The organism is Flavobacterium glycogeni (genome assembly GCF_048286775.1).
Lineage (GTDB): Bacteria > Bacteroidota > Bacteroidia > Flavobacteriales > Flavobacteriaceae > Flavobacterium.
Genome location: NZ_JBLVPV010000016.1, coordinates 15,220 through 38,026, shown reverse-complemented (window position 1 = coordinate 38,026; position 22,807 = coordinate 15,220). Strand labels below are relative to the sequence as shown.

Annotated in this window: 17 protein-coding genes; all 17 read right to left on the bottom strand. The window is 38.3% G+C overall.

Annotation, left to right across the window (positions count from 1 at the left end; translation table 11 throughout):
- Window positions 1-2: 2 nt before the first annotated feature.
- Window positions 3-743: a GntR family transcriptional regulator gene (locus tag ACNQGX_RS12920; RefSeq protein ID WP_417976856.1), complete on the bottom strand. Its 741-nt coding sequence runs from the start codon at window positions 741-743 to the stop codon at window positions 3-5.
- A gap of 167 nt (window positions 744-910) precedes the next feature.
- Window positions 911-3,361 (bottom strand): beta-galactosidase GalB, encoded by a 2,451-nt coding sequence (galB, locus tag ACNQGX_RS12915; RefSeq protein ID WP_417976854.1) that lies wholly within the window; start codon window positions 3,359-3,361, stop codon window positions 911-913.
- A gap of 177 nt (window positions 3,362-3,538) precedes the next feature.
- Window positions 3,539-4,984 carry an alpha-L-fucosidase gene (locus tag ACNQGX_RS12910; RefSeq protein WP_417976852.1) on the bottom strand — a complete coding sequence of 482 codons (1,446 nt, stop codon included), beginning with the start codon at window positions 4,982-4,984 and terminating at the stop codon, window positions 3,539-3,541.
- Between the two features lie 32 nt (window positions 4,985-5,016).
- Window positions 5,017-6,477, bottom strand: a complete 1,461-nt coding sequence (locus ACNQGX_RS12905) for an alpha-L-fucosidase (protein WP_417976850.1) — start codon at window positions 6,475-6,477, stop codon at window positions 5,017-5,019.
- Between the two features lie 7 nt (window positions 6,478-6,484).
- Entirely contained in the window at window positions 6,485-8,305 is a 1,821-nt protein-coding gene (locus tag ACNQGX_RS12900) for a right-handed parallel beta-helix repeat-containing protein (protein WP_417976848.1), read from the bottom strand.
- 107 nt (window positions 8,306-8,412) lie between these two features.
- Window positions 8,413-9,456: an alpha-L-fucosidase gene (locus ACNQGX_RS12895; RefSeq protein WP_417976846.1), complete on the bottom strand. Its 1,044-nt coding sequence runs from the start codon at window positions 9,454-9,456 to the stop codon at window positions 8,413-8,415.
- A gap of 25 nt (window positions 9,457-9,481) precedes the next feature.
- Complete coding sequence (locus ACNQGX_RS12890; RefSeq protein WP_417976844.1) at window positions 9,482-10,261, bottom strand: SDR family oxidoreductase; 780 nt, start codon at window positions 10,259-10,261, stop codon at window positions 9,482-9,484.
- A 10-nt stretch (window positions 10,262-10,271) separates the two neighbouring features.
- Entirely contained in the window at window positions 10,272-11,099 is an 828-nt protein-coding gene (locus ACNQGX_RS12885) for an amidohydrolase family protein (protein WP_417976842.1), read from the bottom strand.
- Window positions 11,090-11,434: an L-rhamnose mutarotase gene (locus ACNQGX_RS12880; RefSeq protein ID WP_417976840.1), complete on the bottom strand. Its 345-nt coding sequence runs from the start codon at window positions 11,432-11,434 to the stop codon at window positions 11,090-11,092. The genes ACNQGX_RS12885 and ACNQGX_RS12880 overlap by 10 nt, the downstream gene beginning before the upstream one ends.
- Window positions 11,435-11,437: 3 nt before the next feature.
- A complete protein-coding gene (locus ACNQGX_RS12875) occupies window positions 11,438-12,292 on the bottom strand; it encodes a fumarylacetoacetate hydrolase family protein (RefSeq protein WP_417976838.1) in 855 nt (284 codons plus the stop codon).
- A gap of 90 nt (window positions 12,293-12,382) precedes the next feature.
- Window positions 12,383-13,834 carry an alpha-L-fucosidase gene (locus tag ACNQGX_RS12870; protein WP_417976836.1) on the bottom strand — a complete coding sequence of 484 codons (1,452 nt, stop codon included), beginning with the start codon at window positions 13,832-13,834 and terminating at the stop codon, window positions 12,383-12,385.
- 17 nt (window positions 13,835-13,851) lie between these two features.
- The gene (locus ACNQGX_RS12865) at window positions 13,852-15,183 is read right to left on the bottom strand and encodes an alpha-L-fucosidase (protein WP_417976835.1); all 1,332 of its coding nucleotides are present in this window, start codon (window positions 15,181-15,183) and stop codon (window positions 13,852-13,854) included.
- 152 nt (window positions 15,184-15,335) lie between these two features.
- The gene (locus tag ACNQGX_RS12860; RefSeq protein ID WP_417976833.1) at window positions 15,336-16,847 is read right to left on the bottom strand and encodes an alpha-L-fucosidase; all 1,512 of its coding nucleotides are present in this window, start codon (window positions 16,845-16,847) and stop codon (window positions 15,336-15,338) included.
- A 51-nt stretch (window positions 16,848-16,898) separates the two neighbouring features.
- On the bottom strand, window positions 16,899-19,286 hold the full coding sequence (locus ACNQGX_RS12855; RefSeq protein ID WP_417976831.1) for a family 20 glycosylhydrolase: 2,388 nt from the start codon (window positions 19,284-19,286) through the stop codon (window positions 16,899-16,901).
- A 2-nt stretch (window positions 19,287-19,288) separates the two neighbouring features.
- Entirely contained in the window at window positions 19,289-20,791 is a 1,503-nt protein-coding gene (locus ACNQGX_RS12850) for an alpha-L-fucosidase (protein ID WP_417976829.1), read from the bottom strand.
- A gap of 35 nt (window positions 20,792-20,826) precedes the next feature.
- On the bottom strand, window positions 20,827-21,411 hold the full coding sequence (locus ACNQGX_RS12845) for a LutC/YkgG family protein (RefSeq protein WP_417976828.1): 585 nt from the start codon (window positions 21,409-21,411) through the stop codon (window positions 20,827-20,829).
- 14 nt (window positions 21,412-21,425) lie between these two features.
- Entirely contained in the window at window positions 21,426-22,802 is a 1,377-nt protein-coding gene (locus tag ACNQGX_RS12840) for a lactate utilization protein B (RefSeq protein WP_417976826.1), read from the bottom strand.
- Between the last annotated feature and the right edge of the window lie 5 nt (window positions 22,803-22,807).

Below are 22,807 nucleotides of genomic sequence, written 5' to 3'. Positions count from 1 at the left end.
ACTCAAATTGAACGTTTTATTTCGATACTATACGTAAACCAATCGTTACGATAATAACAGATGTTATATTCAATGGGTCTTCTTCCCGCATCCAGAACAGTCCTCTTTCTTTCAAGAACCGGTTGCCCTTTTTCTATTTTAAGTAACCCGGAAATTTTCTTGGTTGCCGCAATGGCTTTTAGTTCTTCTTGGGAGTATACCGGAACAATGTTATGGTCACGATCCAATAACTCATAAAGCGGTTTCTCAAAATCCTCATTTTCAGCAACCCCAGTTCGAGGATGCAAATAGGATTCAAAATATACCATCGGACTATCGTCCATGCTACGGGTACGCTGTAAAAGAATCACTTCATCGCCTTCTTCTATCTGTAAACTCTTAGCAACCTCTAAACTGGCTTTGATCTTTTGGACCTTAATCATTAGATTTTTAAAGGCCAATCCCATGTCTTCCATTTCACGGGTAAAACTCATCCAGTTGTTCAGGTTGGTCGTGATTCGATGTTGGGAAACCCTCGTACCAGATCTTTTTTTCCGCTCCAATAGATTTTCACTCACCAAGATACTAATAGCCTGACGAAGCGTATTTCTGGAAATTCCCCAGCGTTGGGCGAGATCTGTTTCTTTTGGAAACAATTCCCCTGTACTGAAATCAGGATGTTTAATAAGTTCCCTTAATTTCTCTTCGGCCTGTTTATGCAAAGGCACTTTGCTGTCATGATCCAGCAAAGGTATTTTGTTCATATGTTCATACATATTACAAATATATTTATTTTTTTTACATTGCCAAAAACAAACTAAAGATATTTTACTGATTCTTAACCCAATGCTAAAAAAAATACCCCAAAAAGGTTCGCAATCCCAACACATACGATTGGAATTGCGAGCTTTCTTAAACTACATTAGCTGTTTTATTTTATCGATACATTTATTTTTCTTGCGTCCAAACCATCACTCTCCGCTTTAACCGTAAATAAACCTTTCTGTCCTTTCTTTGCTTTTACGATAACCAAGGCCATTCCATTAAAAGCTTGTCGTTCGTGACTTTGAAAAGGCACGAAACTGGTGGCATCACCATTGTCCGTTGCCACAATTTCTCCTGGTCCTTCTATAGAAAATTTGATTAATGAATGCGAACGCGGAACGGTTAGTCCTTCTTTATCGGTTACTTTCACAGTAATGAAAGACAAATCGCTTCCATCTGCCATGATAACGGAACGATCTGCTGAAAGGATAAGCTTTGCTGACTCTCCCGTTGTTTTTACCACATCAGTTGCCCATTGTTTTCCGTTTTTATAACAAACCACTTTCAATTCACCCGGAATATATTTGACATCCTCCCAAATTAAACGGAAGTCTTTGCCCGGAGTCATTTTTTTTCGTCCAAGGCTTTTGCCATTCAAAAACAATTCGGCTTCATCGCCGGAAGTATACACATGCACCGGAGTTACAAGTCCAATTCGTTCGCTCCAGTTCCAATGCGGAAAAATATGGGCCACAGGCAATTCAGGCCTCCAGTGTGATTGGTAACTATAGAAACGGTCTTTTGGGAAACCTGCCAAATCAATGATTCCGAAATAACTGCTTCTTGATGGTGGATTAGATTTTCTAAGTTCTTCCAGTTTTTTCTCCAACTCCGCTTTTTTGGAAGGATCTGATCTAAAATTAAGCAGGTTGGTTTCATCCGAATTATAAGGAGTTGGTTCGCCTAAATAATCAAAACCGGTCCAAACGTATTCGCCTAATAAATTCGGGAATTTAGCGTTGGTACGAAATTGTTCGTCAGGCGAACAACCCCAACCTGGGAACGCATCGTCATAAGACGAAATTTGCCAGGTCTTTTTGTTGTATTTGTCATCAAAGAAATACTCGCCACGAGAACTCACGGTCGAAGCCGTTTCGCTACCTATGGTCGGTTTGTCTTTATAGCGGGGATCTGCATCCCATTTGGGTTGCTGACTGAAAAAATAATTGACCCCCATAATATCCAGGCTTACCACTGCTCCCACATCTCGGCCACCGTCCGGGTCATTGTATCCGTTGGAAACTGGCCTTGTCGGATCTTCTTTACGCATAATATCGGCCAAATGTTTGGTCATTTCCACATCGCGTTGGTTCATAACCTCATTCCCTATCGACCAAATGAATACCGAAGGATGGTTGCGATCCCTGTGGACTAAAGCCTTTAAATCTTTTTCATGCCATTCGTCATACAATTTATTGTAGTCATTTTTCTTTTTCCCTGTCTTCCAAGCATCAAAAGCTTCATCCCAAACCAAGAAACCCATCTGATCAGCTAATTCTAACAACTCAGGTGCAGGTGGATTATGCGAAGTTCTCAACGAATTACATCCCATATCCTGCAACATTTTCAACTGTCTTCTTAAGGCGCTGGTGTTGATGGCGGCACCGAGAGCTCCTAAATCATGATGATTACAAGTTCCCTTAATTTCCACCCTTTTGCCATTCAACAAGAAACCTTTTGTTGCCGTAAATTCTATCGTACGGATTCCAAAAGGAGTGTTGTAGGTATCCACAATTTTTCCGTTAATGCTAATGCTGGTTTGCGCCACATAACGATTCGGGCTTTTAATATCCCAACGCTTCGGATTGGCAATAGCAACCTCTGATTCCGTCACCGTACTGGTTCCGGGTTTCAATTCCAAGATTGATTCCTTTGTAGTGGCTACTTTTGTTTTTGGTTTGTTGTTTACGTCCAATTCAAACAATGAAGTACGCACTATGGCATTCACTTTTTTATTGGTCGCATTATCAACCGTAACAGCCAATTTTACCAATGCGCTTTTGTTGGTTATTTTAGGAGTCGTGATATAAGTTCCCCAATGACCCACATGCACGGGATTGGTTTTTACTAACCACACATGACGGTAAATCCCTCCGCCAGGATACCAACGGGAATCCCAACTTTCAGTATCCAGTCGCACGGCCAATATGTTTTCCTGACCCGGTTTGATGAATGGCGTTAAATCCATTCGGAAAGAATTATAGCCATAAGGCCAAGTTCCAACATATTTCCCGTTGAGCCAGATTTTGGCGTAAGCCATAGCACCATCAAAATCTACAAAAATCAGCTTACCTGCATCGCTTGCGGGAACTGTAAAATGTTTTCTGTACCAGCCAATTGCTTTCCATGGCAATTTACCCGTTTCACCAGTCAACTCGCTACGAAATGGACCGGTAATGGCCCAATCATGTGGTAAATTTAGTTTTTGCCAAGCGCTGTCATTGAATGTTTCACTTTCCAAATGCTGTGACTCCTCAATTCTTGAACCGTCGGCTTGCAATCCGAAACGGGAAAATAACCAATTTTCGTCAAAAGAACGGGTATCTGTTGACCCCATTCTTATGATCGATTTATTTTGTGAGAACATTGCAGGAGTAATCACCATACTCAGTAAAAAAATGAGGATTGCATTACGAAAAAACAAGCGTTTGGGACTATTCATCTTTATTTATGGCTATTAATTTGAAACTTTATTACCCCAGCAGGCAGGGTTAGCAATTATTGTGATTATCGATTAATATATTTTAAGCGAAGAGATTAGCGGACAGGATTTTGAATCTAAAATGGAAATCCTTATCTTATTTGTTTTCAAATTATTGAGTTTCAAAATGCGTTTGTACCCAATTGTGGTTGCCTGTTCAACAGTTTGCCACTTATTGTCAATCAAGGCTTCTACTGTGAATGACTTCACCCTTTGCCCTAATTTGATATACTCCTGAAGAACGATATATTTAATTGCCTTTACCCCCTTTAAATCAATATCAATAGTGGCTGTTGTTACAGCGCCATTTGTTGCCCAATAGGTTTCGGTATTGTTATCCAACATTTTTTCAGCTGCATATATTTTACTATTTCCACGATAACTGCTTGCTTTTATAGCTGCTTTTACTGCCAGATTATTTTTAAATTCACTGTCCAATAATTTACGAAATCCTTTCAGTGACTTGACATCATTTTCATGAATCAATCCACGTCGGTCTGGCGGCATGTTGAGTAACAAGGTAGAGCCTCTTCCAACCGAGCTAAGATAAATTTCAAACAATTGTTCCGGTGTCTTAACAAGTGCATCTTCTTCCTTATGGTAAAACCAACCGGGTCTGATAGAAACATCCGTTTCAGCCGGTACCCAACTTGTTCCGTCTTCCGAACCTTTATTCAACAAATCGTCTATTCCTGGCTTCCCGGCATAAAGTGTATCTATTGAAATAGTATTCCAATTTGTTTTACCGGCACTGCCTCTTTCATTGCCAACCCAACGAATACTTGGTCCTGCATCGCTAAAAAAAATCACATTGGGCAACATGTTACGGACAAGAGAAATAGTGCCTGGCCAGTCATAATAAGTTGCTCCGTTAATTTTCCTGTTTTCATTTGCGCCACCATAAAAACCACTACCTCCATTTGCTCCATCAAACCAAATTTCAAATACGGGTCCATAATTAGCTATAAGTTCCTTCAGTTGATTTCGGTAATATTCAATATAGGCGGGTTTCCCATATTGCGCATGATTCCTATCCCAGGGTGATAAGTAAATTCCAAATTTTAAATCATTCTTTTTACAGGCATCTGATACCTCTTTGACAATATCGCCTTTACCATTTTTATAAGGACTATTTTTAACCGAATGTTCGGTGTATTTAGAAGGCCACAAACAAAAACCATCATGATGCTTAGTGGTCAATATAACACCCTTAAAACCAGAATCCTTAAGAACCGTTATCCATTGCTCCGGATTTGCAGCACTAGGGTTGAATACAGCAGGTTTTTCATCACCTAAACCCCATTCTTTACCCGTAAAAGTATTCGTGGTAAAGTGAATAAATGCGTTCATCTCCATTTCATGCCAAGCCAGTTGTTCGGCAGAAGGAACAGGCAGAACGGCCGACGGAGGTCTTATACTCTCTTGAGCATGGGTATTGAGAAAAACGCCTAATAGAAAAGCTATAATTATTGGTCTCATGATTTTACTTTTATTGATCATTAACATAAAAATTAGTTGGAAACTTTAATCACCCACACGTGGTCGGTAACTGATTTAAGAGAGGCCGGAATACTTACCTCAACAGCATTTCCATTCTGCTTCCAAGAAAGTTTGGATTTACTTCCCAACAATTCCAGTTTAGTGTTTTTAGAAAATGTGATTTTCGTTAACAGCTGTTTCCCTTTCGGAAAATCAAACAGAAAAATATATTTTGCATGGCCATCCTTGGTTTGGGTGTAACGAGTTTTTTCGCCTTCCCCAAAAACGGTAAACATTCGACTACCGTATATCGCCTCTCCATTTGTTTTTATCCAATTCCCTACCTCTTTCAAACGCTGGTAAGCCACCGGATCCAGCTCGCCATCTGGCCCCGGACCAATATTCAACAAATAGTTTCCTCCTTTACTTACCACGTCAACTAATTTCTCGATGATTTCGTTAGCCGGTTTGTAAACATCATTAGGTACATAACTCCAGCTATTTCCCATAGTCATGCAAGTCTCCCATGGATAAGGCAAACCGGTATCCGGTATATGCTGTTCGGGAGTAAGATAATTTTGTTGTTCTCCCGGAACAGCTCTGTCTACAACGATCAACTTAGGTTGTTTTGCTCTCACTTCTTTAACCAATCGTGGCATATCGATATCCTGGCTTTGAGGATTACGAGCCCAACGACTGCCTTCGGAAACTTCCGATAATGCATCCTTTATTTCCAGATCTGTTTTCTTACGCACCCAACCGCCATCAAGCCAAAGAATATCAAGCTTACCATAATTGCTCGCCAATTCATTAATTTGGTTATGGGTAAAATCAACGAATTTTTTCCATTGTTCAGGATACTTCTGAATCGAATAGTTAGCATTGCGGTCACTTGGCGGAAATTGTTTCCACCAATAATAATCACTGTGCCAGTCGGGCTTGGAAAAATAAGCCCCGATCCAAAAATTCTCCTTCCTAAAGGCCGAAAAAATTTCTTTGGTCACATCACTCCTCGGATTGGTTGAAAACGGAGAACCTTTATCAGTAATCTTATAGTCGGTATATTTACTGTCGAACATACAAAATCCGTCGTGGTGCTTGGTGGTAAACACCATGTATTTCATTCCGGCATTCTTGGCAGCTGCAGCCCATTTTTCGGGATTAAATTTCACTGGATTGAAAATGGTTTTCAGGTTTTCATAGGTATTTAAATAATCATTATAATTATCGGCCACGCCTGGTTTCCGCCCGCCCGTAGCCCAACTAAGATCTTCCGGACAAATACTCCAACTTTCCACAATACCCCACTGGCTGTAGGTTCCCCAATGCATCAGCAGACCAAATTTCAAATCTTTCCATTCCTCCAATCTTTGTTGAATAACAGGATTAGGATCTGGATAATATTCTTTTTCTTGGGCCAGAATCTGATTCATCCCAAATCCCAAAAACAGCATAACTGCAAATTTTTTAATGGTAATTTTTATTGATCCCATAGTATGTTTACTTATTTTTCAAGGTCTTAACATCGGTCTTCAGTTCCTTTTCGGACATTTGATCTAATGTGATTTTCGGCAACCAAGTTGTATTGAACTTGTTTTTCTGAATGACCACATTTTTGCAGGCAGTTAATCTAAATACCGATTCATTTGTCCCGGCATTCAGTAAATTTGATTGATTTATGGTGTTGTTACTAAATACCAATCCATCGGTAGAACGCGCCGTCATAATGGGACGATCATATACCTTAAACGTGTTGTTCTCTATGCGAATATTTCTGTGCACATAATATCCATTTACCAATTGGTGATTTTCCGGTGCAATGGCGATTATATAATTATCCGGTGCCGAATTATAGGCACATTCTTCAAAAGTATTATTCCGAATAGTTACGTCCTGTACAGATCCGGATTCGAACCAACTTGATGCGTCATTGGCTATCAGTATAGCGTGCATACCTGTACGGTAAAAAGTATTATTCTCTATTAAAATTTTCCTGCGGGTTGTTAGTAGCAATCCTCTGGTATTGGTTCTTTCGAAACGGGAATTTCGAATGGTCACTTCCGGAGTCCAAGTAATATTCTCTATACAATCGCCTATTTTCAGATTTACCGGTAACTCTCCGTCTAACTCCAGTTCCATTTCTCGTTTATTTATCAGCTTTGCGGTTTTAAGTTTAGCATACCCTACCGGCATAAGCGTTTGAGGATTTACAAAAACAATACTGTCTTTTGCAAAAAAAGCTTCAAATCCATAGGTCTGATGGTGCATAAAACGAACTGTTATTTTTTTGTCTTTGGCAACAGCCATGATCTTCATGTGAGTTCCATGAACATTGATCGGATCATCGTGCGAACCTGAAGTAAGGCAACCGTCAATTAAAATTTTGCCTTTGCATCCCGAAAAATGGAAACAATCGGCAAACGATGCAATGATCCTTCCCGAATTTTCCTGTGGAGCTACGATAACTTTTGAAAATGAAATATTTTCGGTAAATTGAGAAATGATTCCCAACCCATGCATGAAGTGCATTTTCACATTTTCAAGCTTAATGTTTTTACTCAAGTGGATAAAACCTCCGCAATTATCACGATAAGCTTCGCGAATAGTTAAAATGTCTCCGGGACGAAAACTTGATTTTGAAAAATGTCCTTGAAAGGTTACATGTAAAGGACTGGTTTGAATAGCCTTGCTTTTACTAAATGGCTCAAATGAACTATATTTCATCAGACTTTTATCAGCCTCAAAAAGTATCGCGTGATAGGATTTACTCTTCCATCCTTCTCCATAAAAACTAATTTGACCGTTATCAATAAGATATTTCGAATCCGGATGAATTACCGTTTCAATTGAATTAGGAGACACGGAACTAATCGTTAATTCCGACATTGTTGGCCGTTCATAGTCAAATCGAATATTTTTTAATTGAACATTTTCACTGTTCAAAATAGCAAACGACACCATTTTTCCATGAAGAACAATCAAAGTATTGTTCCCTTCTATAGTCAGGTTCTTAAAATTTTCTAATAAAAATCCGATATTTTTAACCTTCGATAATGTATCATCCTCAGTTGTGTTGGAAATATAAAGTTCGCGTTTATAGGCTCCTTCCGGCCATAAGTCAATACGACCTCCAGGCAGTACTAAAGTTACATTTGGCTTGCCTTTACAAAATTCAATAGTCTTTTTAATTCCTTGACTTGCGTTTTCAAAACTATTGGACCTTATACCAAAACTACTTGCCTGAATCATGTTTTGTGCCTGTCCAGCAACAGTCAGGCAGGTACAAAACATGGAGATAAATATTATACTTATTTTATTCATTTTAATTTTCTCATTTTACCAAAAACAAAGTAACCTATTGAACGTATGGCGCTTATAATCAAATGATTAAACACGAACTCTTTTTAGCATGTTCAATTCATCAACTTTTACTTCTCCTCTATTTTCTTTTTAAGAGCCAGTAATAAGTCAATGTCCTTTTTTCTCATTTTACCTTCAGTATTGGGCGGACAATTAAGAATTAAAACATTGTCCTGTGCAGTGGCTTTTTTATACAAGTCATATAATTCATCTACTGACTTGTAAGTTGTGTCTGTTGTATTAAAAAACCATTTTTTGCTCATACATACAGTCGATTCCCATGGTAAATAATACTCCTTTCCATCATGTGTAAATATTTTCGGGTCATTTTCTTTAGGCAAATAGGGGTCACCCAATCTAAAATCGCTTGGAAAATAACGAAAAGGGTAACCTTCTTTTTGATCTTTAGGCTCTACCAAATGGTAATCGGGGTTTTCGGGCAAACCAATAGTCCAATTTATTCCTACTTGGCAATTTGGTTCCCTCGACTTTATTGTATTGTAAATATCTTGTGTTGGCCATCTGTAATTTGGTTTTTCCCACCCACCATCAAACCAAAATTCCACAATATCTGTGTGTTTTTTTGCTATGGAAATTAATTCATCCAATTGATTAATCATGTATTGATTGTATTTAGCATCTAAAGTGCTGTCTTTCGTATCGGCATTTTTATTTCTATCCCAAAGCGAATAATATAAACCCAATCCGATATTATATTTTTTACAGGCTTTAGCTACTGCTTCCACTACATTGGTTTTGTTACCAGAATTGGCTACATCATACTCGGTATACTTACTATCCCATAAGCAAAAACCATCGTGGTGTTTTGTAATTAAAATTACATACTTCATCCCTGCATTTTTCGCAGTTTTTACCCATTGCTCAGCATCTATCATTGTTGGATTATAAGATGAGGCTGCTATTGAACCATCTGTCCATTCCTGATTCACAAAAGTATTGATCCCAAAATGAATGAACATACCATACTTACGAGCAATCATTTTCTTTTGTGCTTCATTGGGAACCTTTGAAGGAGTAGGAACTATGTTATTTTTTTGGGCAAAAATTGTTATTGAACATGTTGCAAAGAAGATTAAAAAAATATATTTCATGTATTGATATTTATAGTTTTTAAATTTATAACGCCCTATCCAAATGGGTATACCCGCCATCCACATGAATCAACTGTCCCGTGGTATGGCTGGATCTTTCGGATAAAAGAAAGGCAACCATGTTGGCTATTTCCTCTGTTGTGGTCATTCTTTTTTCAAACGGAATTTTATCCGTGATTTCTTTTAATTTCTCCTCGGGATTATCAAATGTTTTAATCCATGTTTCATACAAAGGCGTAAAACACTCCGCCACAATTACCGCATTTACGCGGATGCCGTATTGCAACAATTCCACCGCCCATTCCCGGGTTAAGGCATTGCGACCGCCATTGGAAGCCGCATAAGCCGAAGTATTTCCCTGACCGGTTTCGGCAGTTTTTGAACCAATATTTACGATACTTCCTTTGGATTTCTTCAATTCCGGCAAAGCATGATGCGCCATTAAATAATAATGCACCAGATTTTTATGCAACGATGCCATGAAAGATTCGTAATTGCCATTTTCCAATCCAACACCGTCGTTTACTCCCGCATTATTGATCAATCCATCGATGCGGCCACATTCGGCCACGACTTGTTTTACGGCTCTTTCACAGTCTTGAGGGTTTGTCAATTCGGCAACAACGGCTTTTGCTTTTCCTCCCGCAGCCTCAATTTCTTTCACGGCAGCCTTATTATCTTCTTCACTTCTTCCGATGATAAAAGGGATTGCTCCCTCAGAAGCCAAGACTTTGCAGATTCCCAAACCTATTCCTTTGGCTCCTCCGGTTACGATAATTATTTTGTTATTTAAATCTAAGTTCATTTCCGTTTTTTTATAAATGATAAAATTCTATTGCATTCCCACCCCAGAATTTGTCCTGCTCCACTTTCGAAAATTTCGAAAAATAATGCTCGACAATATCACATGATTCTCCATAGGATGCCGCCAGCAAACTCACCGGCCAATCACTGCCAAACATCAGTCGATCAACTCCAAAAGCCTCTGTAACCACATCCAAGCAATAGGTAAAGTCAGTTGCTGCCCAATTATTCCAATCCGCTTCGGTCACTAAACCCGAAACCTTACACATCACATTGGGACATGTTGCAATCTCCCGTATTCCTTTTTCCCATTCTGTAAAATCCGTTTGCTTGAAATCTGGTTTTGCCAAATGGTCTATTACAAACTTTTGATTGGTAAATCTTTTCACAAACTCGACAGCAACTGGTAAATGCTTTGGAAAAATCAAAAGATCATACGTAAAATTATACTGCGCCAGTTTTGCTATTCCTTTGCAAAAATCATCCTGTAACAAGAAATCCACTTCTGGTTCCCCCTGTACTATATGCCGAAAACCTTTTAATTTTTTAAATTGGAAAAAATGCTCCAACCTTGCTTCCAGATTAGCTGCCCTTAAATCAATCCAACCTACAACTCCCTTTATGAAATCATTTTCTTTTGCCAATAACAACAAAAAATGAGTTTCATATTCGCTTTGATCGGCTTGAACAGCGATACAGCCATCAATATTATTTTTCTCCAATAAAGGATATAAATCAGCCGGCAAAAAATCCCGCTGAATCACCTTCATCTCATCACTAATCCAAGCGTCTTTTACCGGATGGTATTTCCAAAAATGCTGGTGGCTGTCTATTCGCATTTCAATTCAAATATTTTTTCCATTAGCATCCATTTTTCTCCTGACTTTGCAAATGGCAGCGCCTGTTGAAACTTCCACATTAATTCTTCCCATTCCTGCACTTTAGGATTATTAGCATCATTTTTTGACTTTTCATCGAAAGAAAATCCTTCATTGGCTTCAATAATCATAAACATTCTGTTGCCGACACAATAAATATCCAATACTTCAATTCCAGAATCTTTAATACTTTTGATAATCTCCGGCCAAACATTTTGATGATAGGCTTTGTACTCGGCCATCAACTGTGGATCATCTTTTAAGTCTAAAGCCAAACAATATTTTTGTACTGACATAATTTATTTTTTATAAGCTACCGCAACCTGCTTGCTTGATCCTAATCCTTCCAATCCTAATTCAATCACATCACCCACTTTAATATAAACCGGTTCGGGTTTAATTCCTAAACCAACTCCCGGAGGCGTACCTGTACTGATAATATCACCTGGAAGCAAAGTCATGAACTGGCTCAGGTAATGAACCAAAAATGGTATTTTAAAAACCAGATTTAACGTATTACTGCATTGATAGGTTTTACCATTTACGGTCAACCACATTTTTAAATTATCTACATCCGCAATCTCATCTGTTGTAGCCATGAAGGGGCCAAGTGGTGCGAATGTATCGCAACCTTTTCCTTTTGCCCATTGACCACCACGTTCCAATTGATACGCTCTTTCGCTGTAATCGTTATGTAAACAATAGCCTGCCACATAATCCATCGCATCGGCTTCTTCCACATAACTGGCTTTCTTTCCTACAACAAACGCTAATTCTATTTCCCAATCTGTTTTCGTGCTGTTTTTTGGAATGATCAAATCATCATTTGGTCCACACAAAGCAGTGGTCGATTTAAAGAAAATAATCGGTTCTTCGGGAATTGGCGCATTGGTTTCTAGACAATGATCCACATAATTTAAGCCAATGCAAATTATTTTTGATGGCCTCGCCACAGGAGATCCCAAACGAACAGAAGCGTCCACTTCCGGTAATGATGGATTTTCGTCTAAGGCTGTTTTTAATTTTTCCAATCCATTTTCTTCAAAAAATGCTTCATTGTAATCTGTAACAATTGAAGATACATCAAATCTTTTTTCACCAATTAAAATACCCGGTTTCTCTTTACCGGCTTCTCCAAAACGTATTAGTTTCATTTTTCTATTTTTATTTTATTACTACTTTTTTCCAATAAATGTTAGCCTAGCTATTTCATTGAAAAAATTCGTCCTGTAAATTAAACAATTTTATCCACTGATTTTAATAACAACCGCTTCTTGCTTAACCAAAGTTGTTCTTAAAGATTGGGGAATTGAAATTTTTATTTCTCCGCCATTATTTTTGCTGCTCAACTTTTGATTTGAAGCCAGTAGGCTAACTTTAATTTTTCCTTTTAACTTTGTCTTTACGATAATTTCAGAAGGCAATTCCTTCTCCTCTTTTGCAGGCATATAAATCGCATAAATCACATCATCCCCTTTTGCGGTATATGCCACTTTCCCATCAAGATAGGGTTCAATAGGCTTGGTTTCATATATGGCTTCTCCGTTTGCACCAAGCCATTTACCAACCTCTGCAAGATTTTGATACACTTTGGGCTCGAACTCCCCTTTGCCATTAGGCCCAATACCCAGAAGCAAATTACCTCCCTTTGCCACAATATTTACCAACAGTTGTACTATTTCCTTTGAGGATTTATAACTATCATTTGGAACCCATCCCCAGGCACCGCCCATCGTGATACAACTTTCCCAAGGTACCGGTAAAGCTTTTTCGGGCATTTTTTGTTCCGGTGTCAAATAGTTCTCGAATTCTCCTGCAACCCAACGATCAACAACAAGCATTCCCGGCTGTTTTTGGCGCGCTTTTTCGGCAATCAATTTCATATTAATATCCATATCATATGGGTATTTGCAATACTCTTCAATCCTTTTGGTTATGGATGACTTAGGCAATACCCAACACCCATCTAACCACAACATGTCAATTTTGCCATAATTTGTAGTTAATTCATTGATTTGGTTTTGAGTATATTCAACATAGCTTTTCCATCTTTCCGGAAATTTGGTAATGTCGTATGTTGGATTTCTATCTTTTGGAGGATAATAGGACCACCAAAAATTTTGTGTCGACCAGTCTGGTTTAGAGAAATAGACTCCAACACCTAAACCTTCTTTTCTGGTAGCATCCAATACATCTTTCAATATATCCGATTTTGGATTAGTAGAATAAGGCACACTTTTGTCCGTCACTTTAAAATCGGTATATTTTGAATCATACATACAGAAACCTTCATGATGTTTAGAGGTGAATATCATATATTTCGCCCCGGCATCTTTAAACATTTTAGCCCATTTCTTAGAGTCTAAATTGACTGGATTGAATTTTAATTTGGTGTTTCTGTAATCAGTGGCATATTTATAATAATCATCATATCCGTCTCGTGTAACCCAATCTTCCGGACATAAACCCCACGATTCAATTGTACCTAATTCAGAATATAACCCCATATGAATAATTATCCCGAATTTGTTCCCCTGCCAAGTTACCAGATTCTCTTTTACCTTTGGGTCTTTGGGCCATACATAAGTATCAACCTCTGTTTTATCAGCGGCCATACTAAAATCATTTTGTGCTTGAACACAAGATATCTTAGCAAAACAGCACACTATAAACAATAAAATCAGCTTTAAGTTCATCGTATTCCTTTTTAAATTTAATTAAAGTGTATTTCCAAAATCGTATCAATTGCATCTAACTGTACCCCATCCAAATATACAAACACTCCTTCTGGTTGCTGTTTGAATTTCAATGGTAATTTGCCATTGAACAAGGCGCACTTCGCAATTTTATTCTTCACTTTTGGAATAAAAATATAAGAGGATTGTTTAGGCGTTTTGATGATGTGTGCGTACCATATTTTGTCTTTGGCCGTAACCACTCCCCATTCCTGCCCTTTCATAACAGCTCCTCTGGTTCCATAAATACTTTGACCGTTTATTTTCATCCAATCCCCCATTTCTTTTAGGGTGGAAACAAATTCAGGCTGAATGGTTCCGTCAGGCATTGGACCAACATTCAACAGAAAATTAGCATTAAGGCTGGCTGCATTAACCATGTAATGTATTAAATCCTTAGTCGATTTGTATTTTTTATCTGTGATATTAAATCCCCAAGAATCATTCATGGTTTCGCAAGTTTCTAATGGCAACTGAGAAACGGATTGTCCACCGAAACCAGTTGAATTGCCTCCCGGCAAATCTTTTTCGAATGCTTGAAAATCTTCTCCAGGCAAAGGCGTTAAATGATGGTTGTTTGAAATCAAACATTGTGGCTGTAAAGAGTGAATGAGTTTATAAATTTCATCGTAGTGCCAGTTTACTTTCGATTGCAACGCTTTATCATGGTCATTATCCAATTGATCCCAATGTCCGTCAAACCAAATCCCGTCAATTTTCCCATAATTGGTCAACAACTCCGTCAATTGTGCTTTCATGAAACGGATGTAACTTTCCCAATCGCTCTTCTGTGTCCTGCCGGTTCCTTTTCCGGTTTTTCCCGTTTCGTATTGGTAATCGCTTCGGTACCAATCCAACAAGGAATAATAACAAAACAATTTAATTCCTTCCTTATGACATTCATCCGCCAATTGTTTCAAGGCATCCTTTCCGTAAGGCGTATTGGTAATTTTCCAATCGGATTGTTTAGTGTCCCAATTGCTGAAACTATCATGATGACGGGTGATGAAAGTGATGTATTTCATACCGCCGGCCTTTGCTGTCGCCACCCATTTCTTGGCGTCAAAGTTTTGTGGATTAAAAATATTTATCAGGCGCCCATACTCTTTGACACCGATTTTCCTGTTATTCATTACCCATTCCCCATCTCCCAAAACGCTCGATGCGCCCCAATGGATGAACATTCCCAGTTTCATATCCTGGAATTCTTTCCTTGCCTCCAAGTTTTCAGCAGAGGGTGTATAAGTTTGCGCTTGTAAAGCCATTGTAGCCACACAGCTAAATAACAGGCTCGATAGTATTTTTTTCATATTGGTTATAGTTTTTTTTAAGGTTAATACTTTTAGTTTTTAAATTTTATTGCCACTTTACAACTTGGCTTTCTTTGATTTTGATAACTATTCTCAGCCATCCCTTTTCCGTTTGTGGCAAAACCTCAATCGTTAGATTTTCCTGCGATTTGTTATCGTAGTACATTCTTTTTTCCATCAGCCACGATGATATGATAAAACCCCGCTGGCCTTGAAGCATCCAAAATAGTTATTCTCAATTTTTCAGCTTGATATTTTTTATTTAATTTAATCGTAAGACATGCGCCTATCTCCTTTCCTTTATAAATTTCCTTCCATGATTTTCCGTCAAATACTTCAATGCTGAATTGACTGACACCAAAATTTCGGATAGAAGAAAAACCATCGCCTAAGTCTTTCATTTCAGCATATTCAAACAATGAAATGCAATTAAATAGTTTGTTCTTATCTAAACTAATTTCTATGGCAGATATAGCATCCTTAGCCAACCAATAACTTTCCATATCATAATCTACGGCATTATTAGCGTCCGAATCTTTTGCCGTATTATTTGCTACAACAGGCCTTTTGAGCGCACTATTTTTTGGACCTGCCGGCAAAGGTTTTTTCCCCTTTCTAATACCTAGCCTATCCGCAAGCTCAAATAAACGTTGTTGTTCATTCTCCCGAAGTCTACCAGTTTGGTCGGGTGGAACATTTAACAACATCACATTATCATTTGCTGTACACCAGTAAAACAATTGTTCTAATTCATCCAACGGTCTTGCAGGTAAAATATCTTTTTTCTGAAACCAGTTCCATCTGTCAGAAATACAAAGAGTATGTTCAAAAGGCAAATAACGCAATTGACCTCCATAATTGTATAATTTAGGGTCATCGTAACGGGCAAGATTAGGGTCTTTGGTTCTAAAATCAACCGGCCAAAATCGAATAATATCGCCTTGTTGAAAATTTCTAGGCTGACCGATTCCATTGGCGTTTTCTTTGCCAACACCAATTGTATGGTTCACCGTAACGGCACAATCGGGTTGTAATTTTTTTATCAGGGAATACACGCCTAGAATATCCCAGTCTTCGGCTTTTCTATCCCAAGCTCCATCAAACCATATTTCACAAATTGGACCGTTGTTGGAAAGCAATTCTGTCAACTGTCCTTTCATGAAACTAATATATTTTTGAGGGTCTTTGTCTTTATACGATGATTCATGCCTATCCCATAAAGAATAGTACAAACCCAACTTAACACCATATTTTTTACAAGCTGTAGCAACTGCCTTTATTACATCCGTTTTTACTGGCGATGCTGCCACATCATAGTCAGTGTATTTACTATCCCATAAGCAAAAACCATCATGATGTTTGGTAACTAATACAATATGTCTGAACCCTGCTTCTTTAGCTGTGGCAACCCATTGGTCAGGATCTAAATCAGTAGGATTGTAAGTTGATGCAGGCAAGTTGCCATCACTCCATTCAACTTGATTAAATGTGTTCACCCCAAAATGTATGAACATGCCGTATCCACGGTTAATAATTTGCTTTTGCAATGGAGATGGTGATAGCGTTCCCATATCCTTTTCTGATTTCGAAGAAGTTATATTTTGCGATTGTACGACTTGCATCCAACCACAAATAAATAACAAACTCAATAATAATTTTCTCATATTGGTCATAGTTTTTTTAAGGTTATTTTTTAAAAAAATTAGGCGTGTAATTTAATCCTCTTCCTTTATGGCTTGAATTTGTGTTTCCGATAAAATTTGATTGAATACTTTCAAATCTTTCATTTTTCCAATAAAAGAATTGTTGCTGTCTCCAATTGTATTTAGAGGAAAGAACAGCGTTTTCATAACCCAAATCGAATCGTTTTTATAGCCTGTTGGGATTTTTTCCCTAGTGAGCTTTTTAACCAATTCTCCGTTCAGATATAATGTCGTTGAGTTATTATCACCCGAAATCGCAATGGTGCTCCATACATTTTGAGGAATAGCAACACCAAAATCATAATCCTTTCCTTCGTGAGAAAAACCAAGATTAGATGTATTACCCTGTTTTAGTTTTACTATCGCATGATTCGATTGAAAAAGGACTGCATTAGCAGCATTATTTTCCGAAGGATTTATTTTAAAACTAACCGTATAATTATATCCAATTTCATTGTACGGAAGTTTCACATAACTATTACTGTTCTTAAGACTTAATACTTTTCTGTTTCCCTCGGTTACATAGCTTGCATGTTGCAGTTTTTTTATCTCATCATTGCCTTTCAGGGCAAAATTAACAACTAAAGAATCCTTACCGATAATTTTCCCTCTTAAATTCAGCCCCGGGCCTTCAGTTGTACCTTTGGCTTTACTGGAAAACTCATCAAAATTTACCGTCGTATCTGTACCAGTCCACATTTTTTCACTCAACACTTGAATTGCCGGAAACACTCTGTCGGTAACATCCTGAGCGGTAATTCCATTTTTAGCAACATCATTCCATACAGCAAACATGCCACCTCTAATAAAGGGATCCCCCATCTTGAAAACCACATCGCCAATGACTACCGGCTCCCATTTATCATATAAAGATTTTAGGTTTAAATAATCGTAGTAATAGCCTGCCGCGGGTACAATATAAAGTAAACCGTCGGGCGTGCTGATAAGGGGATAACCCAATTCCTTCATTTTCAAGGGATCTGCATAGCCGTTGTACCACGCATTCATGGTAACTCCTTTTGAGGTAACTGGAGTAATGCCTTCAGCATGCGTTAAAGCACCCCAAATTCGTACATCTTTACCAAAACTTTGCACGTATTTTATAAAATGATCGGTGAACTTTCTAAAAGGTTCTGCTTCTTTTTTATCGTATTCATCTGTTCCAATATGAACTTCTTTAAAACGAAACACCGGATTTTTTCCTTCCAGATATTCTTTAAATATGTTTTCTACAATGGTATAGGTTTCTGGATTTTTTATGTCCAAATGGTCTTTGCCAAATTCTTTACTTGCAATTTGCGGAAATGCTTTGGAGATAGCCAAGGAATGGGCAGGCACGTCAATCTCAGGAATAATATTTATTCCATAACTTTCGGCAAGCAATTGCAAATCAATAAACTCTTTCTTGGTATAAAATTCCTCTTTGGTAGGCAACTCTGGGTATTTCTCATTCTCCAGCCTAAACCCACTATACGTACTATCCCAGTCATTATTGAAATGTTTTACAAAAGCATTATCGCTAAGATGCAACTGAAAGTCACCCATCTTATAATAGGACATCATCTTTACATAATCACGTAAAAAATCAATTTTGAAATATTTTCTTCCCACATCCAGCAGAAAACCTCTTACCTCATATTTAGGATAATCCCTTGAAATTCCCTTAGCCAAAGAACGGTGCTGCACATCCTTATCCAATATTTGCAAAATAGTACGCGTTCCCCAAAAAGCTCCTTTATATTCGGCCGCATGGATAGAAACATAATCTTTGATCGAAAGAGAATAACCTTCCGTTCCCAATTCTTCTTTATTGCCATTTAACGAGATAAAAATATCACCGGCTTTGGGAGTACCCGCAAGAACAACTGGTTTTATTTTGCATTGTTCAACCAGATCATTTTGAAAAACTTTTGCAGCCTGCATCAGGACCGATGCATATTTTGCATCCACCACAATTCTTGATTTAGCTGTCAATACAAAATTGCCTTTATCTCCATACCACTCTCTCAATGAAGGGATCACAAAGGGTTTTATATTCTCTCCTTGATCTTTATAGGTTCCTTCTACCTTTACAGAATAGGGGATCTCGATAGAGGAGCCATCATTTATTTTAATTGCTTTGAACAACAAATTAACCGTCATATTATTTAACGGAGTAAAAATGGTTCCCGATTTGGTTATTGTCGAAAGATTATCCGATCCTATTAGTTGCACGCTATATCCTTCAGGACTAGCCGGCATCTTATAAGTTGAAGTCCCTTTTGAAATGAAGGATTCCATCACCACTTTTTCTGCCAAGTAAATCGAGTCCGACTTCGTCATTTTGGATTGTGTAAATCCATGCATTGACACCAAAAGAAAACCCATCAAAACCAAATGTTGTTTGTAATTCGCAATCATTATTATTTTTTTTCTTTGTTAAAATACAATCCGATTTCCGCCAATGCCGGCTGTAATCTGGCTGATACAATACGTAACCTTACTTTAGATGTGGTTACAGTCGGAAACTCCAACAAACGTTTGAATCCAATAGTAGTTCCTTCGGTTGCCTTTTTCCATTCCTTCTTATCCCAATATTCAAGCACAAATTTTTCCACTCTTTGCCCAATGCGAATGTTTTCCTGAAGCATTAAAACATTAAATGTTTTTTCCCCATTCAAATTCATTTCGACTACATTATCATTCCCTTTCATAGAAAATGAAAGATGTGTAGCATCATTGCTATCCAACAAGGTTTTTATTTTTTTAACAGAACCAACAGGTTTTGCGTCTTTCAGAAAATTCACTTTGAATATAGTATCCAATTTTTCTTTCCAGGTTTTTAAGGCAGCTATGTCAAAATCAGTAAGCAATCCTCTTTTATCTGGTGGAATATTCAATAACAAGACTCCGTTTCTTCCTACCGAATGAAAATAAATCTCTTTCAGATATTCTGGTGTTTTTACTTTTTTATCTTCCGATTCATGATAAAACCAACCCGGACGGATCGATACATCTGTTTCGGCAGGATACCATTTTAAGGCATCTCCATCTCTTAATTGACTGCGACTTCCGAGAACATTGCCCATCATATCTCCAGCGGGCGGTGCATCTACTTTGGTTTGTGAACCTTCGTTTGAATTATTCTTTTTCCCAACCGGCACCACACTCCATTCTTCCTCACGGCCATGTCCGCTCTCAGTTCCTACCCAACGCACGTCAGGACCCGAGACTGCAATAACCGCTTGTGGTTGTAATTTTCGAATATGGGCATACCATCTTTCAAAATCATATACCTGTTTCTTGCCGTTAGGGCCTTCTCCATTGGCTCCATCAAACCAAACCTCATCAACTTTCCCATATTGGGTAAGCAATTCCGTTAACTGATTGATAAAAAAATCATTGTAAGCCTCCGTTCCATAGGAAGCATTATTTCTGTCCCAAGGTGATAAATACACCCCAAAACCCACACCCAATTCTTTACAGGCATCGGCCACCTCTTTTACAACATCTCCTTTTCCATCTTTCCAAGGGCTATTTTTTACAGAATGTTCCGTGAATTTACTTGGCCACAAACAAAACCCATCGTGATGCTTTGCGGTAAGAATAACCTGTTTGATTCCCGCATCTTTACAGGCCTTTACCCATTGTTTTGCATTCAATGCGGTTGGGTTGAACAATTTCGGATCCTCTTTCCCATCTCCCCATTCGCGTCCGGTAAAGGTGTTGATACCAAAATGAAAAAATGCCGTTAGTTCTAAACGTTGCCAACGCAATTGCTGTGGTGATGGTGTAATGTTTGCCGCTATCTTTACCAAATCATCGTCTGACATTGACTTTGTTATAGGCACAAAATTTTTTGTTTGCGCAACACCTACTGTTGCAAGCATTGTCATTAAAAACACTAACGCTAATCTGTTTTTCATTTTATATTTTATTGAATTATTTAAAAATTAAAATTTTACTCAACAACATAAATAGTGGCACTTCTTGCTCCGTGTGCCCCAATTACCAAGGACTGTTCAATATCAGCTGTTTTTGATGGTCCGGCGATGAAAACCCCAAACCCTTCTTGTGCCACATCAATGCTATCATAAGCGTGATGCATCGTGGACACAATATCTTTTTTATCAATTACTACTATCAAATGCTGGCAAATAAAAGGCAATAACCTGTTTACCATTTGACTTTCATAGATCCATACCGCACCATTTTCGGCCACGCCAACGGTTCCCTTGATATATGCTCTTTCTACTTTTTCTAATTCCGATGCCGTAAATGAAGCCACTTGATCATCAACAGCACCCAAAGCCGCTATGGCATTAACAACAAAATTGCCACTTGCTTTATCAGCAATTAATTTATTTTTTAATTCCGTTATGTTCTGTACCAATTCCACTTTTCCTCCAATGCTTTCCAGCACTGTTTTAAACTGCGCATAAACATCCTCATAACGAATTAGTACATTCTTATCAATCACAGGAAGCGCTACCAATTCCGGTTGATTAATCGCTATGGCATTTAATATTTTTTCTCTTGCACTCATGCTTAGCTGTGGCTTTATTTTTTGTTCGTTTTCCCGTTTTTTAAATACCAATCCCGGAATGATTCCTTTGGTGGTTCAGGCATTTCTCTTTGTTTGTACCACGCATTCAATTTATTGTTTGCCACAAAAGGAACTATTCGCATCATCCATCTTCCCATTTTTCCTGCAAAACGATACACTTTTGGTTTTGACAATAGAAAATCCATTCCCTTCATTCCTATTTTTTTGCTTGTGGCAACATAACCTTCGGCAACAATGACTTGTCTCCATTTCCATAGCTGCTCATGGATATTGATTTTCACGGGACAAACATTAGTGCAACTACCACATAAGGTTGATGCAAATGGCAAATCAGCATTGGCTTTCATATCCAAATTTGGATTCAGAATAGCACCAATAGGACCCGCCACGGCGGTATGGTAACTATGCCCTCCGCTACGACGGTACACCGGGCAAGTGTTGAAACAAGCGGCACAACGGATGCATTTTAATGAATTCCTGAAATCTTCCCGACCCAACTGTCGGCTACGACCGTTATCAACTAGTACAATATGCATTTCCTGATTGGGTCTGGGTTTATGAAAATGGCTAGAATAAGTCGTGATAGGTTGTCCGGTGGCACTTCGTGCCAATAAACGTAAGAATATCGAAAGATGTTCTGCCTTTGGAATAATTTTTTCAAAACCCATGCAGGCAATATGTACGGGAGCTGTATGTGCACCCATATCGGCATTTCCTTCATTGGTGCAAACCACAAAACCTCCCGTTTCGGCAACAGCAAAATTGACACCGGTAATCGCTAACTCGGATTGAATAAACTTATCCCGTAAATGTTGTCTGGCAGCTTCGGTTAAATATTGTGGATCGTTATTTCCTTTTTCTGTTCCAAGATGCTCGTGAAAAGTCGCGCTTACATCTTCTTTTTTTAAGTGAATAGCCGGCAATACAATATGACTGGGCGGTTCCTTTCTGAATTGAACAATCCGTTCCCCCAGATCCGTATCGACCACCTCAATACCATGCTCCTGTAAATATTCATTCAGATGACATTCTTCGGTGAGCATGCTTTTGCTCTTCACAATTTTTTGAATATTGTGTTTGCGGATAATCTCGTGGATAATTTTATTGTGCTCGTCTCCATCAGCTGCCCAATGCACTTTTATTTCATTGGCAACAGCCTTTTCTTCAAATTCTTTTAAATAATTATAAAGATTGGAGAGCGTGTGGTTTTTTATCTGTGAACCCCATTCCCTTAGTTTCTCCCATTCCGGCAAACCATGCGCGGCCTTGTCCCGCTTCTCACGAACAAACCACAGGGTTTCGTCGTGCCAGTTGGTTCTAGGCTCGTCAGCTATAAATTTTTCCGCTAATGCAGCATGAGTTGTTTTCATCGTTT